At 62.5% G+C, this 13,599-nt stretch carries 15 protein-coding genes; 6 read left to right on the forward strand and 9 right to left on the reverse strand.

What is annotated here, in order from left to right:
* Nucleotides 1–2 precede the first annotated feature (2 nt).
* The gene (locus tag J3474_RS22925; protein ID WP_051035681.1) at nucleotides 3–236 is read left to right on the forward strand and encodes a helix-turn-helix domain-containing protein; all 234 of its coding nucleotides are present in this window, start codon (nucleotides 3–5) and stop codon (nucleotides 234–236) included.
* Between the two features lie 164 nt (nucleotides 237–400).
* Here J3474_RS22925 and J3474_RS19795 read toward each other — a convergent pair whose 3' ends face one another.
* The 3 genes from J3474_RS19795 to J3474_RS19805 form a co-directional block, all read right to left on the reverse strand.
* Nucleotides 401–754, reverse strand: a complete 354-nt coding sequence (locus J3474_RS19795; RefSeq protein ID WP_256437864.1) for a tyrosine-type recombinase/integrase — start codon at nucleotides 752–754, stop codon at nucleotides 401–403.
* A 324-nt stretch (nucleotides 755–1,078) separates the two neighbouring features.
* Nucleotides 1,079–1,252 carry a hypothetical protein gene (locus J3474_RS19800; protein WP_158511869.1) on the reverse strand — a complete coding sequence of 58 codons (174 nt, stop codon included), beginning with the start codon at nucleotides 1,250–1,252 and terminating at the stop codon, nucleotides 1,079–1,081.
* A gap of 733 nt (nucleotides 1,253–1,985) precedes the next feature.
* Entirely contained in the window at nucleotides 1,986–2,198 is a 213-nt protein-coding gene (locus J3474_RS19805) for a hypothetical protein (protein ID WP_148275041.1), read from the reverse strand.
* 138 nt (nucleotides 2,199–2,336) lie between these two features.
* Here J3474_RS19805 and J3474_RS19810 point away from each other — a divergent pair, with 138 nt between their 5' ends.
* Complete coding sequence (locus J3474_RS19810; RefSeq protein ID WP_207095333.1) at nucleotides 2,337–3,215, forward strand: OmpA family protein; 879 nt, start codon at nucleotides 2,337–2,339, stop codon at nucleotides 3,213–3,215.
* Between the two features lie 197 nt (nucleotides 3,216–3,412).
* Here the strand turns inward: J3474_RS19810 and rlmN are convergent, their stop codons facing one another.
* Nucleotides 3,413–4,681 (reverse strand): 23S rRNA (adenine(2503)-C(2))-methyltransferase RlmN, encoded by a 1,269-nt coding sequence (gene rlmN / locus J3474_RS19815; protein ID WP_207095334.1) that lies wholly within the window; start codon nucleotides 4,679–4,681, stop codon nucleotides 3,413–3,415.
* A 271-nt stretch (nucleotides 4,682–4,952) separates the two neighbouring features.
* Between rlmN and J3474_RS19820 the strand changes: the two genes are divergently transcribed.
* Nucleotides 4,953–5,621, forward strand: coding sequence for an outer membrane protein (locus J3474_RS19820; protein WP_007014739.1), 669 nt, complete (start codon nucleotides 4,953–4,955; stop codon nucleotides 5,619–5,621).
* A 64-nt stretch (nucleotides 5,622–5,685) separates the two neighbouring features.
* On the opposite strand, the gene J3474_RS19825 is transcribed toward J3474_RS19820, so the two are convergent.
* The 4 genes from J3474_RS19825 to J3474_RS19840 all read right to left on the reverse strand — a co-directional run bounded on the left by J3474_RS19825 (nucleotide 5,686) and on the right by J3474_RS19840 (nucleotide 9,293).
* Nucleotides 5,686–6,195, reverse strand: a complete 510-nt coding sequence (locus J3474_RS19825; RefSeq protein WP_041559074.1) for a hypothetical protein — start codon at nucleotides 6,193–6,195, stop codon at nucleotides 5,686–5,688.
* A 115-nt stretch (nucleotides 6,196–6,310) separates the two neighbouring features.
* Nucleotides 6,311–6,772, reverse strand: coding sequence for an NUDIX domain-containing protein (locus J3474_RS19830; RefSeq protein ID WP_207095335.1), 462 nt, complete (start codon nucleotides 6,770–6,772; stop codon nucleotides 6,311–6,313).
* A 30-nt stretch (nucleotides 6,773–6,802) separates the two neighbouring features.
* Nucleotides 6,803–7,282, reverse strand: coding sequence for a transcription elongation factor GreB (gene greB / locus J3474_RS19835; protein ID WP_013834057.1), 480 nt, complete (start codon nucleotides 7,280–7,282; stop codon nucleotides 6,803–6,805).
* Nucleotides 7,283–7,370: 88 nt separating this feature from the next.
* Nucleotides 7,371–9,293 (reverse strand): lytic transglycosylase domain-containing protein, encoded by a 1,923-nt coding sequence (locus J3474_RS19840; protein WP_376706548.1) that lies wholly within the window; start codon nucleotides 9,291–9,293, stop codon nucleotides 7,371–7,373.
* A gap of 165 nt (nucleotides 9,294–9,458) precedes the next feature.
* On the opposite strand from J3474_RS19840, the gene dapA reads away from it, so the two are divergent.
* Complete coding sequence (gene dapA, locus J3474_RS19845; protein WP_207095337.1) at nucleotides 9,459–10,340, forward strand: 4-hydroxy-tetrahydrodipicolinate synthase; 882 nt, start codon at nucleotides 9,459–9,461, stop codon at nucleotides 10,338–10,340.
* Between the two features lie 41 nt (nucleotides 10,341–10,381).
* Here the strand turns inward: dapA and J3474_RS19850 are convergent, their stop codons facing one another.
* The gene (locus tag J3474_RS19850; RefSeq protein ID WP_308632980.1) at nucleotides 10,382–12,313 is read right to left on the reverse strand and encodes a prolyl oligopeptidase family serine peptidase; all 1,932 of its coding nucleotides are present in this window, start codon (nucleotides 12,311–12,313) and stop codon (nucleotides 10,382–10,384) included.
* Nucleotides 12,314–12,550: 237 nt separating this feature from the next.
* Here J3474_RS19850 and smpB point away from each other — a divergent pair, with 237 nt between their 5' ends.
* Entirely contained in the window at nucleotides 12,551–13,033 is a 483-nt protein-coding gene (smpB, locus tag J3474_RS19855) for an SsrA-binding protein SmpB (protein ID WP_007014746.1), read from the forward strand.
* A complete protein-coding gene (locus J3474_RS19860) occupies nucleotides 13,030–13,596 on the forward strand; it encodes a DUF2062 domain-containing protein (protein ID WP_013834053.1) in 567 nt (188 codons plus the stop codon). Before smpB ends, J3474_RS19860 begins: the two co-directional genes overlap by 4 nt.
* Nucleotides 13,597–13,599 lie beyond the last annotated feature (3 nt).

Genomic DNA, 13,599 nt, shown 5'->3' on the forward strand with positions numbered 1-13,599 from the left:
CGATGTCGGCCCGGCAGCCTGCAACGAATGGCGACGACGCGCCCCCGATTGGGCCGATAAGCGTTCGCATTCCCGACGCAGTACGGATGACGGGGCTCAGCAAATCCAAGATCTACCAGCTCATCGCTTCCGGCGACATCGAGGCAGCCAAGGTCGGCCGTGCAACCGTGGTGTTTGTCGATAGTCTGCGGTCCTTTCTGCGATCACACTGTAAACAGCCGCGTTCTCGGGCGTAGCAGGGATCGCGCATGTCGGCCTGTCGATATTTCGGCACGGCCTGTCGCGAAGGGGTAAAATTGGGGGTGGATTGAGCGGAATTATCGGCACGACGATCAAGAACGTTGTTATAAATCAGTATCTTATGTTTTTCGTGTGAATCCCTCCTCCGCTACCATTGATTTTAAAGAATTTCCTCCAGATTTAAGACAAGATCGCCCGGGCAGTCGGGCGTTTGGTTGGGAGAAATTGTTTTCCCTTCGAGCTTTCGGATGGCCGCTTCGCTCAGTGCGGGATCGCGGTGCATGTAGTGGGCGCCGTGGATGCTCCCGACTTCCTTCATGCTGTGTCCGGTGATCGCTGCGATCTCGGGAACCGTGGCGCCGGTGATGGCCAAGTGGGTCACTGCGGTGCCGCGCAGGTCGTGGATGGTGACGTCCGTTACGCCTGCCTTGATGCGCGCCTTTCGCCATGAGGCGCGGAAGCCCGATTCGGTCCAGGCGGTGCCGTGCACGGTCGCGAGGATGGTTTCCGCCAGATCCTTGTTCTCCTGCGCGTATCGATCCTATTCGGCCTTCAGCGCTACCTTCAGAGGTCCGCTCGTCGGGATCACGATCGGCACCTTCGTCTTGCGCTGGCGCAGGCGGATGGTCTCGCCGTCGTGGGCCGCTTATTTCACAAGCGGAGATTCTGTTCCGGGGCCCATCGCCGACGGCGCTGAACCCCTCCGAGAACTTCCGCATGCGCATAGTTCCCGGGATGACTGTCGGTCATATTCCTCACTCTTGCATAAGTGTGAGGAACGGAAGCGTTCGTGGTTTTCCCGGGCTCTCCGGTGGAGCCTGCTATGCCGGTTGCCGGATCAGTGCATCTGAGTGAGTTTGATTTTTGGAGCAGGTTCGGCGCACAGGGCTGTCCCGATGGCCTGATTGCTTTCCGCATGCTTGTGCCAGCGCACAGCCGTTTCGATGTCCAGCGACGAGCGACGACCGCGATGGCCGCGCAAGAGCCCCTTGAAGCTTCGCAAAATTCCCATGCTCAATCCTCCTGCTATATGGCAGACCTGTCGTTAGCGTGGTTAATACCGTATTATTCATGCTCTATCAAAGGTCATATATCGCAGTTTCGTCCCGCGATCGGACGAGGTTCCTGTAAGGCAAGTAAAGATTGATGGGGGACGCCAAGGTGACCTTCAGAATCCGGCTTGCAATGACTTGTCAGGAGGGGCGTAAACGATGGTACGATAACTGGCCTAAAAAGGGACAGTTATTCACAGTCATGAGTAAATACGGGATTCAGTACCTGAATGTCGTAATTTTACAATTTGGCATGACGCTTCTTGAAGTAAATGTCCGGTGCGACCCGATGGGCTATCCAGAAATGGTTTAACCCTATCAGACTGATGGCAGCCAATTCCGATTGGCTGCCATTTTTTTCTGGATCGCCGGTCGGCACACGGTACCCGCTTGGAACCGCTGGATATATGTCTACCGGCAACTGGGAACTGGCCTCGGGCTGAGCGCTGTTGGGAAGTCATGCCGCACGCAAGCAGGCCGGTCGCTAGGGTAAGTCATCTCCATCCAGGGGCGGCTTGCCCAACGGCTTGAGCCGGGTGTCTTGGGACCCTGTTGAACTCAAATGATCCGAGAACTGGCGCAGGTTCAAAGAAAAACGATTGAAGATAGATGCTTAAATGAAGGTGCCAAGCTCGCGTCAGCCAATGGCCAGCCAATGGCCGGAACTTTCGACTTGAGAAAAGTCCCGCGATATCAGTTGCGAATCGGATGGCGAGCCGCGACTTCAAGCCATGACTCGCCGGTTCTGTCATGGTAAATTAACCATGGCATGATCGTGGGTTTGTTTAGTGCGATCCGGCTCGACTCGTCGCACATCGCGGTCGAATTAACTGCGCAACCGGCGCTACTGCCATGCACGTTCATCTGCCAGAAAGGACGACCTGAACACGCACGAATGCCGTTCATGTGCTGCAGTCCTGTAGCACACCTTACTAAACCGGGGTGAACAGATTTCCGACAGCCGGAGATGCAATCACGGGGCCCGGCATGATTGAGTGCCGCAAACAAGCAGGGCCGGCTGATACAAATTGAAGGAGTAACGTAATGAGTGTCGTTTCGAAAAGTCCGAAGGCCATGTTGATGTTGGCCATGCTTAGCCTGCCGGCGACCGGCAGCTTCGCGCAGTCGCAGGATCCCTCGCAGGGCGATGTTCTGACGACTACCTATGACACCGGTGCTGCAGACACTTCGCAGATGACCGCAGGACCCGAGGTAGAGGGATTCATCTCGGCGCGCAGCGGCGACAAGATGCAGGTGACTTCTGCCGATGGCACCAAGACGGTCATCGTGATCAACGATGCCACCGTGATCAAGGCCACTGGCGGTTTCCTGGGCCTTGACAAGGATAAACTGGCAGCGACTTCGCTCGTCAATGGCCTGCCGGTCAGCGTGGAAACGCTGCAGTCGGGCTATGGTCTCGTGGCCAGCAAGATCGACCTGAAGAGCAAGGATCTCAAGACCGCGGCGATGATCCACAACGGCACCGACCAGCGCTTTGCCGAGCAGACTGCCGCTACCGACGCGCTGCGCAGCCGCATGGGTGACATCGACAAGTACAACATCAAGGGCACGACCAATGTGAACTTCGACACGGGCAAGTGGGCGCTTTCGCCGCAGGCGAAGGACGCGCTGTGCGCCACGGCCGCCCAGGCCGAGGGCATGGATAATGCGCTGCTGCTGGTCGTGGGTTACACGGACTCGACCGGTAACGAGGATTACAATCAGGTTCTCAGCGAGAAGCGCGCTGGCCGGGTCGTGAACTACCTGCAGCAGGCCTGCCACTGGAAGCCCTATCGCATGCTCACGCCCACCGGCATGTCGGAAGCCGATCCGCTGGCGAGCAACGACACTGTCGAGGGTAAGGCCCAGAACCGCCGCGTTGAGGTGAATATTCTGGTCAGCAAGGGCCTCGACGGTCTTTGAGATACGCGGGGTGGGCCTGGCCCACCCCGTTTCCTTTCCGGGGCAGTTCCTCGCGGTTGGACGGTTCCGGGTTCTGCCAGCTTTAGTAGCCGCGCCATTCGCTGAGATAGCCTTGGGCGCAGTCCGTCGCCGGGCCCATGCCTCACTGACTTTGCCAGTCCTGTTCTCCGATCCCGCCCGATCACAGGCGGCCCGCTTTAGCCGAGCGCCTGTTCCTTTTCGGCATAGAGGCGTTCCAGCTCGGCGCGGCTCTTCTTTTCCGCAGCAGTCTTGAGCTGGCCGCAAGCGGCATCGATGTCGCGGCCGCGCGGGGTGCGCACCGGCGCGGAGATGCCCGCCTCGAAGATGATGTTCGAGAATGACCGGATGCGTTCGGGTGTCGAGCACTCATAGGGAGCACCCGGCCACGGGTTGAACGGGATCAGGTTGACCTTGGCCGGCAGCCTGTAGTGCTTGAGCAGGCGGACCAGTTCGCGCGCGTCGTCGTCGCTGTCGTTCTTGTCCTTGAGCATGACGTACTCGAAGGTGATGCGCCGGGCGTTGGATGCGCCGGGATAGTCGGCGCAGGCCTGCAGCAATTCCTCGATGCCGAACTTCTTGTTGATCGGCACGATCTCATCGCGCACCTCCTTGGTCACGGCATGGAGCGAGACGGCGAGGTTTACGCCGATCTCCTCGCCGCAGAGCGCCATTTTCGGCACCACGCCCGAGGTCGACAGGGTGATGCGGCGCTTGGACAGGGCGAGGCCGTCACCGTCCATGACGAGCTTGAGCGCGTCGCGCACGTTGTCGAAATTGTAGAGCGGCTCGCCCATACCCATCATCACGATATTGGTGAGCAGGCGCCCGTCAGCCGAGTAGGTGCCTTCGTCCTCTTCCTCGTCGAGACCGGCCATCGTGGCGAGGCGGGTGTCGTTCGCGCCCTTGGGCCATTCGCCCAGTGAATCGCGCGCCAGCATGACTTGGCCGACGATCTCGCCGACAGTGAGGTTGCGCACGAGCCGCATGGTTCCGGTGTGGCAGAAGCGGCAGTTCAGGGTGCAGCCGACCTGCGAGGACACGCACAGCGTGCCGCGGTCCGCGTCGGGAATGAAGACCATCTCGAAGTCGTGCCCGTCGGCGGTGCGCAGCAGCCACTTGCGCGTGCCGTCGCTGGAGTGCTGGGCCTCGACGATGTCGGGGCGGCCGATGACGAAACGCTCGGCCAGCCAGGGGCGCATGGTCTTGGCGATGTCGGTCATCGCCTCGAACTCGGTCACGCCGCGATGGTAGAGCCAGTGGAACACCTGCTTGGCGCGCAGCTTCGCGGCCTTGGCGTCCAGACCCGCCTGCTCGAACAGTTCGGCGATGCGCTTCTTGGGCAGGCCGATGAGATCGACGCGGCCATCCTCGCGCGGGGTGACGTCACGCGGGACGGGCACGGGGTCTATGTGCCCCGGGATCGGCATGAGTTTCGTGTTTGACATGATTGGCGGCCATATAGTGCAAGGCGCGCCATTTCGGAAGGGTGCAGGATTCCGAGACATTCATGAAGCGCATGCAGGCGCCCGCGAACGCCGAATGTTCGCATTCGGTTCCCGCCGTCCGGCGCTTTGAAGAGGCATCTCGTCGATGCGGTGTTGCCAAAAAACATCAATGATTTCGTTGTCTTACGTTCATGAAACTCCTCTCGGCCCTTAGGCATTCCATCGGTCCAGGCAGGCGCAACCTGCCGTTGAAGAAGAATTGGAGTTACACATGAAGAAGATCCTTGTTTGTCTCGCCGCCGGCAGTGCCATCGCATCGGTTCCGGCCATGGCGCAGGACGTCGGTCCGGCCGAGCCCTTCGAGGGTTTCCACGTCGAAGGGCTCGCAGGCTATGACGTGAGCAAGGCCGGCAGCAGCATCGACGACGATTCCTCCATCGACAACGACCAGTCGATCGACGGCTTTCTCTATGGCGTGGGCGCCGGTTACGACTTCAAGATGGGCAACGTGGTTGTCGGTCCCGAAGCCGAAGTAACCTGGTCGACCGCCAAGACCAAGTTCGACAACGGCGACTTCGAAGGCTTCGGCATCGGCAACGTGAAGACCAACCGCGACCTCTACCTTGGTGCGCGCCTGGGCTACGTGGTGTCGCCCTCGACCATGGTCTATGCCAAGGGCGGCTACACCAACGCCAAGTTCGACGTTCGCAACGGCGACGGCACGGTCGTGACCAACCGCGATATCGATGCGGACGGCTGGCGTATCGGTGCGGGCATCGAGCAGGCGGTCAGCAACAACGTCTTCGCCAAGCTCGAGTACCGCTATTCGAACTACGAGAAGGGTGAGCTGGACTACACCGGCGACATCCCCGACGGTCAGCGTTTCGACCTCGACCTCGATCGTCACCAGGTCGTTGCGGGCGTCGGCGTCCGCTTCTGATCCTGCCCCGGGTTTGGAGAGAGGAGGGCGGGGGCGTCATGCTCCCGCCCTTTTTCCTGCCGGATCAGCGCAGCTGCGCGCAGCCGATCAGGGCTGCATCCATGGCAGAGGCGGCGCCGGCGAGCGGCCAGCTGTTGCCGAAGCGTCCGCCTTGGGCCCCTTGCGCACTGACGGACATCTTCGTGGCGGACCGCATCGCGGCTATGATCGCGGCATTGTCATTTTCGTCGCGCGGCCAGGCATCGCCGCCGCCGCCGATGAGGGCATAGCGCTTACCCCCGATACTCAGCGAAATGCGCGGGTTTTGCGCCATCTTGCGTGACAGCCGGAAGTGCAGCTGGTTGCGCGCGCCGCGGCGGGGCCAGGTGCCCACAGCGACATAGGGCTGATAATCGCGCCGCAATGCGCTCGGCTCGGCCATGGCGATTGCATAGCAGCGCGGCACCACCGGATCGCGAAAGGCGCCCCAGGTGCCGTATAGCCCAAGGCTCTCTCGCGCCGAAGCTGAGCCCCCGTAGGCGGCGAGCGTGGCGGCAATCAGGAGCGAGAAGACCGGACGAAGCGAATGAGGCATCGTCGGCGCTATAGGCTGACCGATGGGGCGAGGGAAAGTCCTCGGACGCACGGGCGCTCGATCGTGACCCCCGGCAGGGCGGGGCACGGATCGAAGCCTTGGCATGCCGCCGGGGCTACCAGGGCTCGAGGGCGAATTCGCCCCGCTGGTATTCCCCGATGCGCCGGGCGGTCGCGGGTGAAATGTCCGGCGGCAGGGCATCGGGCGAAAACCAGCCGATTTCGCGCACCTCGTTGGGGTCGGCGATGCGAGCGGCCTGCTCGGTGTGCACGGCCAAGATGACGACGTGATCGTCCTTGTGCTCGCGCGTATTGTGATAGATGCCGACCACGCGTTCCACAATGAGGTCGCTGAGGGCGATTTCCTCGACAAGTTCCCGGCGCAGCGCGACTTCGAAACTCTCGCCCTTCTTTGCGCCGCCACCCGGCAGGTGCCAGAAGTTGCCGTAGGTGTGGCGGACAAGCAGGAGCTGCCCGGAGCCGTTCCACACGATCGCCCGCACGCCCAGGGATCGCGGCTTGAACAGGCGCCAGTACACCCGCGCGGCCTTGCCGATTATCCTGTGACGTAGAGCCATGCCGACCTCCGGCCTGCGCCGATTGCGATACTAGGGATACTCGATGGAGATCACTTCCCATTCCTTCTCGCCGGACGGGAGGCGCACGGTCTTGAGATCGCCGATCGCCGCACCGCGCAAGGCGCGCGAGAGCGGGGCGCTCCAGCCGATCCGGCCGGTACTGGCGTCCTGCTCGTCGTCGCCGACGATGGTGATGGTCTTGTGGCTGTCGTCCTCGTCCGCAATCGTGACGGTGGCGCCGAAGAAAACCCTGTCGCGCTCGGTCTGGCGTGAGGGATCGACCACCCGCAGCTTTTTCATGCGGCGCGCAAGGTGGCCCAGTTCGCGGTCGATTTCGCGCATGCGCTTGCGGCCGTAGAGGTAATCGCCGTTCTCCGAACGATCCCCGTTGCCCGCCGCCCACGAAACGATCTCGACGATCTCTGGCCGCTCGGTACCGAGCAGGTGGTCATAGCGCGCGCGCAGCGCGGCCATTCCGGCAGGGGTGATCGGTGGTCCGGCAGGTTGCATAGACCGCTATCCTTAAGCGAGGAACCGGGCCCAGGCAAAGCCTGCCGCCACACTTGTGAACCGCCGGGCACGGACCCGAGCGTGCGGGTCAGCCCGGCTTGCGCTTGCCCATCAGGTGGCTGAGCGGGGTCTGTCCCTTGTAGGGGGACTTTGCCGGATAGATCGTTTCGTAGACCACGGCATTTTCCAGCACGCGCTGGATGTAGTTCTTGGTCTCGTAGATCGGGATCTGCTCGATCCAGTCGATCCAGTCGATCGAGCCGGTGCGCGGATCGCCATTGGCGCGCAGCAACTTGTTCACGTTGCCGGGCCCGGCATTGTAGGCCCCCACGGCCAGCGGGGTCGAGCCGCCGTAGTAGTCCATCATCCGCGCGAAATAGCCGTCGCCCAGGCGAATGTTGTAGCTGGGATCGCTGGTGAGCGAGGTCGGGTCGTAGCTCAGGCCCATCTTGCCGGCCTGTTCGCGCGCCGTGCCGGGCATGAGCTGCATCAGCCCACGCGCGCCGGCATGGCTCACGGCGTTCTGCGCGAACTGGCTTTCCTGCCGGGTGAGGGCGTGGACCATGGTCCAGTCTGTGCCCGGCGGATTGGGGATCAGCGGGAAGGCGATTTCGCCGAACTCGCCGAAGCCGTCGGCATGGGCGCTCTGCCCGAGGATGACGGCCAGGTCGCGCCGCCCGATTTCCTGGGCAAGCTCGGCGACGAGAACGTGGTCGGACGCCGTCTGCGCGGCATCCGAGATTTCGCGGAAGAACTGGACCGTGGTGCGCCAGTCACCGTCGCGCGCGACATCGCGCACGGCATCGGTGATCGGCTTTTTCATGAAGGCTTCGCGTTCGGCCTTGGTCGGGACGATGTGCGGCATCGTGTCGAGGTCGGGCAGGGGGCGGCCAAGCCGTTCGAGCGAAAGCTGACCGTAGAAATACTGCGGATAGGCGGCGGCCATCTCGAAATAGCGGTTGGCTCCGGCGGTATCGCCTGCCTTGGCCATGGCGCGCCCGGCCCAGTAGAAGCCCTTGGACCGCGTGCCCGGGGTCTGCGCCGCAGCGCCGTACCGGTAGAACAGCGGCGCCGCGCGGCGCGGATTGCCCAGATCCCACAGCGCCTTGGTGCCGCCCAGCCAGACGAGCGAGGTGTAATCGTCCCTCAGGCGATAGGAGAGCTGGCTGATGTCGGTGCCAGGAGCAAACGCGTCATCGATCGATTCGGCGATCTTCACCGCGCTTTCGGTGCCGGCCCCGCGCGCAGCGACCAGCAGTTCCTTTACCCACTTTTCCGGTTCGGGAACGGGTTCGGACAGCGGCGGGCGATTGGCCAGCAGGTTGATTTCCGAAGACATGCCGCCCGATTTGCGCGCCTGAACCGCCCGGTTGTAGACGTAGCCGGGGTCGCGGCCGATGTTCGGGGGCAGGGTCAGGCCCAGGCTGCCCGGAGCCGAACCCTGGAGAAGGGACAGCCGTTCCATGAAGGCATTGCGGTTGGCCGAGGACACGAACGAGACCTGACGTTCCGCCTGCGACGTTTCTCCCTGCCAGAGCAGTTCGTTCATCCGTGCATCGTGGTCGGCCGGGGTCAGGACGTTGCGGTAGAGGGTGAGCAGGCTCGTCTCGTCCATCGGATCGAGGGAGCCGGCGCGCCAGGCGGCGACGGCCTTTTCCCTGGCATCGGGACGGCGCAACCCGGCAAGCGCGGTGGCATAGCGTCCCGCGCCCTTGCTGGTGAGCGGGGGGAAGCGATCGAAGAAGGCGGCGACCGAGCGCGGCTCGGGCGAATCGCGCAGCACCGCCTGCTCTGCAAACCGGCGAATTTTCTCTTCCTGCGGGTAGCCAGGATAGGTCAGCAGGAAGCTGGAATACGTCGAGAAGCCGAGGTTGCCGTTGGCGACTAGGACCTTCCAGTTATCGATCGACTGGTGCACGCGCATGTCGTGATTCTGCATCGACCGCGCCCGCGCCAGGTCCCATTCGCGGCCATCGACACCCTTTTCCTGAGCCATCGCGGGAACGCTCATGAGCGCGGTCGAGGCAAGCAAGATGAGGGGAGATATTCGCTGCATGCTGGACATTTTGGGAAAAGGCTCCTTATCAGGCGCTGAACACGAAGTCCGTGCATCAGGTTCCCGGGATTCCGGGGCCGATTGCCGGACGATCAATGAACGTCAGTTGGGGTAAAGTCCATGTTCTCGGGGTCCATTCCTGCTCTTGTCACACCGTTTCGCGACGGGGCGTTCGACGAGCAGGCTTTCCGTCGCCTGGTCGACTGGCAGATCGAATGCGGCTCCTCCGCGCTCGTGCCATGCGGCACGACTGGCGAGAATTCGACGCTTTCCAACGCCGAGCACCACCGCGTCATCGAGGTCTGCATCGAGCAGGCGGCCGGGCGCGTGCCGATCATTGCCGGCTGCGGCAGCAACGATACGATGAATGCGCTTCTCCACATGAATTTTTCGAAGAAGTGCGGAGCCGCTGCCGCACTGGTGGTTGCGCCCTACTACAACAAGCCGAGCCAGGAGGGCCTGCTCGCCCATTTCAGCTATCTGGCTGAAAATGCTGAGCTGCCTATCGTGCTCTACAACGTGCCGGGCCGTACCGTGACGGACCTTCGCCCCGAGACGGTGTGCGAACTGGCGCGCCGTTTCCCGGATACCTTCATCGGTATAAAGGATGCGAGCGGGGACCTCAGCCGCGTGACAGATCACCGCCGCGGCATCGGCAAGGACTTCGTGCAGCTTTGCGGCGATGACGAACTGGCGCTGCCGTTCAACGCGGCGGGCGGCGTCGGCTGCATTTCGGTGACGGCGAACGTCGCGCCCAAGCTCTGTGCCGAGTTCCAGGCTGCCTGCGCGGCCAACGACCTCGAGGAATCGCGCCGCCTCAACGACCTGCTCTATCCGCTGCACTATGCCATGTTCGAGGACAGCTCGCCGGGCCCATGCAAGTACGCACTGGCGCAGGTCCATGACTGGATCGAGAACGAACTGCGCCTGCCGCTCGTCCCCTGCAACGACAAGGCCCGCGCCGCGGTCGACGAAGCTCTGGTCCACGCCGGCCTGCTCTGACCCTTACCGTCCGGCGATCCGCTCGGTTCGGCGGACGGTCGTCAATTTGCCGGGTTGTGCTCCTGCACAAAGCGCATGGCGGCGCTCAGCATCTCCTTGCGGGTTTCGCTGCGCGAGAGCCAGTGATCCTCGCCGTCAAGCACGACCATCTCGTAAGGCTTGCCAGCGTCCTTGAGCGCGTCGGCCATGACTGCGCTCTGCTTGAACGGGACGACGGTATCGTCCTTGCCGTGGATCAGCTGGACCGGCGCATCGGCGTTGTCCGCGAATCGACGCGGCGAGATCTCTTCGTAGGACTTGCTGTCGCCCAGCTGTGCGCGAAGCGCCCGCCCGGTCATCCGCGAGCGGCCGCTTTCGGTCAGGTCGGACTGGTACATCAGGTCGACATCGGACACGCCGGCAACCGAAACCGCACAGCGGTAGAATCCGTGCTGCAGCGTAACGCCTGCAAGCGCGGCATAGCCGCCGTAGCTGGCCCCCACGATGCAGGCGCGGCGTGGGTCGACAATCCCTTGCCGGACCAGTTCGGCCAGCCCGTCGGTGATGTCGGTCTGCATCTTGCGGCCCCATTGCCCGTCCCCGGCGTGGCGGAAGGCATCGTCGCGGTTGGTGGAGCCGCGAAAATTGGGCTGGAAAACTGCATAGCCGCGCGAGGCGAAGGCCTGCGCCCACCAGTCGAAGCCGATATCGTCCTGAGCCGAGGGTCCGCCGTGCGGAAGCATGATGACCGGAAGGTTCTTCGCTTCGCGGCCGGGAGGCAGGGTCAGGATGCCGTCCATCTCCAGTCCGTCTGCCGCGGTGTAGCTGACGCGCGAAATCGGGCCGACGTCGTCGGGGCCAATCGCCGGGCGTTCATCGCCGATTGGCAAGGCCTTGCGGGTGGCCAGATCGACCTTGAACCAGGTTCCGCTGTCGCGATTGCCTTCGGTGCGTACGAGGATCTTCGAAAAGTCGGGTGTCCAGTCCTTGAGGCTGATTCTGCGGCCTGGAAAGGCAGCGAAGATCTTGGCGAGCGTGCTGTTCACCTTTGGATCGGCCATTACCGCCTTGGGCTCGTCGCCGCGCTCGCGGTAGCCGAGCATGCGGCTGCTCGCCGGATCTACGTAAGTGCGAGAAACGGCAACGTCGGCGAGGATTTCCCGCGCCTGTCCGCCTGCCAGGGGAACCTCGAACCAGTGCGACGATCCATCTTCGTCTTCCGTTGCGTAAATGACCGTCGAACCGTCGTATCCGAACCACAACAGGCTGACGTCGCCGGTGGCGCTGATCCCGCTTGCGATTACTTCGTTATTGGCATTCTCGATCTGCCAGGAGCCGTTGAAATCGGCGATGTCGAGTGTCGCCGCGACCTGACCCCGGGTGTCGACCAGCCAGTCTCTGTAGTGGTTTTCGGCAGGTGCGCTGGCCACTTGCCGCGCCCTGTTGGTGGGCAGGTCAACCGCATAGAGCAGTGCGCGTCCATGTTTGAAATAGGAGTTGCCCATAGAACGCCCCATGCCGATGCCACCGAAGTAGCCGACAGTCTTGCCGTTGATCCTGCGGATTCCGTAACTGCCCCGGGTCGTGTTGGCGATGGAGCTGGTTCCGGCGAAAACGAGTTCGGGCTTGGGGTTGCTGACAGAGAGGATGAGCGTCCCGGACAGTTCGTACTTACTCGCCGCGAAGTAGGGTCCGAGGCCGACGGTTGCGCTGTTGGTGATCAGGAGAATGTCGTCATCCGCCCAGTTCAGGCCCCTGATTTTGGCATCGCCGGTAGGCGCATTGATCGTCGGGCGCCCCGTAGGATCGAAAGTCACGATCCGGCGCATACCAGCAATCCAGGCGATCGTGGCGAGGTTGCCGGAGGGCGAGATCGCGATATCCTCGACGCTGGGCAACTCTCCATAAGCCTCGAGCGGTGGCGGTGCGGCATCGGCAAGCGATGGAAGGGGCGCAGCAATCAGGCTCGCCGTGGCAAGAAGTATCTTTCGCACTTGTCTGAATTCCCCCCGATATTCGCGATTCGGTATTTCGGGAAGGATGCCGCAAGGCAAGTCGGGCAGCCCGGCTTCTCCGTTTAAATCTTTGTAATGTGCATCCCGGCAGGACTTGCTGTGCGCGCCTTTCGGGACCTGTACTGAAGGCGCCGGGGAATTCGGCACAAGCGCGCTGCAATTCGTCCCGAAGGGGCGTTTCCTTTTCGCTTTTGAATCCCTACATGGCGCACCGACATGGCACGCCCGCAGCACAAGACATTCGACAAGAAGAAGAGCGTCGCGGAAAACCGCAAGGCCCGCTTCGACTATCACATTGAAGACACTTTCGAGGCCGGCATCGCGCTGACCGGCACGGAGGTGAAATCGCTGCGTTTCGGCGAGGGATCGATCGGCGAATCCTATGCCGAGATCAAGAACGGCGAATGCTGGCTGGTGAACTCCAACGTGCCCGAGTTCAGCCACGGGAATCGCTACAATCATGTGCCCAAGCGGCCGCGCAAGCTGCTGCTGCACGAGCGCGAGATCGCGCGCCTGCAGGGTGCGGTCGAGCGCAAGGGCATGACGCTGGTGCCGCTGTCGATCTACTTCAACAGCCGGGGGCGGGCGAAAGTCGAACTCGCGCTTGCCAAGGGCAAGAACGCCGCCGACAAGCGGCACACGATCAAGGAACGCGACTGGAAGCGCGAGCAGGGCAGGATCTTGCGGGACCACGGATGAGCGCGCTGCTGACCCGCCTGTCAGCCTGGCTCCATCGCCAGATGCCCACGCACGAGCAACTCGAGGCAAATCGGCTTACCGCTCCCATCTCGCGGCGACGCGAATTGTTCCGCTTTACCCGCCGCTCGGTCCCGCGCGGCGTTGCCGTCGGAATGTTCGTCGGCATCTTCGCGCTGATCCCCGGCGTGCAGATCGTGGGCGCTGCGTTGATGTGCGTGCCGGTTCGCGGCAACATTCCGCTGGCCGCCGCGGTTACCTTCATCAGCAATCCGTTCACGACGATCCTGATCATTCTGCCGCTGGCCGTAGCAATCGGAAACAGTTTCGGCTTTCACGCCGATGTCGAAACCGTGAACGCCATGGTCCGTTCAGGTGCGGGCGTGCACGAATGGTGGTCGTGGCTGCTTTCGGATACTGCGCCGGCCATCGTTATCGGATTGTTTGTGCAATCGGTGGTAGCGTCCGTCGTTAGCTATTTTGTCACTGTATGGTTCTGGCGTTTCTGGATAGGGCGCAAGCATCGTGCAAGGCTCAGGCGTTCTGGTCGGGATTTCGATTCGTGAGTG

Origin of the sequence: Novosphingobium sp. PY1 (genome assembly GCF_017312445.1) — a bacterium.
In the GTDB taxonomy this organism is placed as follows: Bacteria; Pseudomonadota; Alphaproteobacteria; order Sphingomonadales; family Sphingomonadaceae; genus Novosphingobium.